The 2268-nt window shown below is 44.3% G+C and carries 1 protein-coding gene; it reads right to left on the bottom strand.

Going from position 1 to position 2268, the window contains the following annotated elements:
• Window positions 1-48: 48 nt before the first annotated feature.
• The gene (locus DDR33_RS01110; RefSeq protein WP_109413914.1) at window positions 49-2169 is read right to left on the bottom strand and encodes a prolyl oligopeptidase family serine peptidase; all 2121 of its coding nucleotides are present in this window, start codon (window positions 2167-2169) and stop codon (window positions 49-51) included.
• Between the last annotated feature and the right edge of the window lie 99 nt (window positions 2170-2268).

The following is a 2268-nucleotide window of genomic DNA, read 5'->3' as shown; positions in this document are numbered from 1 at the left end:
CTTGTATGGCCTTCAATGTGTTTTACTATGTTATTCATGAATTGCGATTTATAAGCTTTTGTATTCCATATTATAGAACATAAATGCCCATTTATCGGCCTGCTCCGAAATGATCTGGGCAGTGGATTTTCCGGCGCCATGACCTGCTTTCGTTTCAATCCGGATCAGGACGGGATTGGACCCTTTGTGATACTCCTGGAGACGGGCGGCAAACTTAAACGAGTGAGCGGGTACTACACGGTCATCATGATCGGCCGTTGTAACGAGGGTAGCAGGATATGCAGTGCCGGGCTTGAGAGCATGATAGGGAGAGTACTTCACCAGATAGTTAAACATCTCTCCGGAATCTTCCGCTGTACCGTAATCGTATGCCCATCCAGCTCCCGCTGTAAACTTGTTGTAACGAAGCATATCCAGAACTCCTACTGCGGGGAATGCGACTTTGTACAAATCAGGTCGCTGAGTCATGCAAGCTCCAACCAGCAAGCCCCCATTTGAACCGCCGGCAATTGCAAGTTTTTCTTTAGAGGTATATTTGTTGCTGATCAGGTACTCAGCAGCCGCTATAAAGTCGTCGAATACATTTTGTTTTTGCAGCTTGGTACCGGCTACGTGCCACTTTTCTCCGTATTCGCCGCCACCTCGCAGATTGGCAACGGCATAGATGCCGCCCTGTTCGAGCAGAATGATGTTGGAAGTGCTGAATGATGGGGTCAGACTAATGTTAAACCCTCCGTAAGCATATAATAGCGTAGGGTTAGAACCATCCAGTTTTATTCCTTTCTTATAAGTAATGATCATGGGAACGCGTGTTCCGTCTTTCGACTTATAGAACACTTGTTTGGATTCATACAGGGAAGGGTCAAATTTTACACCTGATTTTTTATAGATTTCAGATCGTCCTCCTTCTATGTCATACTTAAATATGGTGGATGGGTATACGTAAGAATTAAACGTGTAATACAATTCTTTTTCTGTCTTTTTACCACCAAATCCAGATGCACTGCCTACTCCCGGTAGGTCAATCTGACGTTCCAGCTTGCCGTCCATGCTGTATTGTTTTACGAGAGAAGTAGCATCTTTGAGATAATGTGCGAAAATCTTTCCCCCCGCCGTTCCGGCAGTCAGCACGTTTTCCGTTTCCGGAATCAGGTCTTTCCAGTTTGATGGAGCAGGGTTTGATGCATCTACCGTTACAATGCGGTTGTTTGGGGCATTCAGGTTTGTAAATATGAAGAGTTTACTCCCTTCATTATCGATGATGTTATGCTCGTTATTAAAGTTGTCGATGATCTTCACTATTGAGCTGCCCGGCTGAGAAAGATCCTGCAGATATAATTCGTTGCCGGTAGTGGAATTGGCAGCAGAAATTACCAGGAAGCGGCCGTCTTCAGTGATGGAAGCACCGATATATCTTCTCGGAGTAGCTGTCCCCCCGAAGATCATGACATCTTCTTTTTGAGATGTGCCCAGCTTATGATAGAAAAGCTTGTGATACTGGGTCATTCCTGAGAGCTGGCTGCCTGCTGACGGTTTATCATAACTACTATAATAGAAGCCATCATTTCCTTTCCACGCCAGGCCCGAGAATTTGATATCTGTCAGGGTGTCGCCGACTGTGCTTTTGTCGGAAGTTCTGATTACGATAACTTTCCTCCAGTCCGAGCCTCCTTCAGAGATCTGGTAGGCAGCCAGGCTCCCATCTTTCGTGAAATCAATTCCTGATAAGGATGTTGTTCCGTCTTTAGAAAACTTATTGGGATCCAGGAAAATTTCAGGAGTTCCCCCGTCCCTTTGTCTGTAAAGAACCGATTGATTTTGCAATCCATCGTTTTTAGTAAAGTACATGTAGTCGCCTTCCCTGAACGGCGCGCTGAAACGCTCGTAATTCCAGAGGTCTTCAAGCCTCTTTTTGATTTTATCCCTGTAAGGTATTTGAGAGAGATAATTTTGTGTTACCTTATTCTGTTCCGTCACCCAGGCTTTTGTGTCGTCGGCTATGTCGTTTTCCAGCCATCTGTAGGGGTCTGCTATCTTAGTGCCGAAGTATGTATCGGTCGTATTATCTTTTTTTGTCTGCGGATATTTGATCATTTTTTTTGAACTTGTTTGTGCCACTGCAGTAATTGTAATTCCGGTGGCCAGGATCATGCTGCAAAATCTTTTCATATTACTATACTAAGTGTAGGATACCGGGTTTAATTGATGTAATACCGGATTTTAAGCCGCAAATTACGATTTTATCTTAATCTATAACGCTTTTGATGA

Source organism: Pararcticibacter amylolyticus, from assembly GCF_003130405.1.
GTDB lineage: Bacteria > Bacteroidota > Bacteroidia > Sphingobacteriales > Sphingobacteriaceae > Arcticibacter > Arcticibacter amylolyticus.
Note: the sequence above shows the minus strand (reverse complement) of the source record. Positions and strands in the feature narration are given on the sequence as shown.

Coding starts and splice junctions, on each gene's coding strand:
- DDR33_RS01110 (WP_109413914.1), bottom strand. CDS start 2,169: ATGAAAAGATTTTGCAGCATGATCCTGGCCACCGGAATTACAATTACT.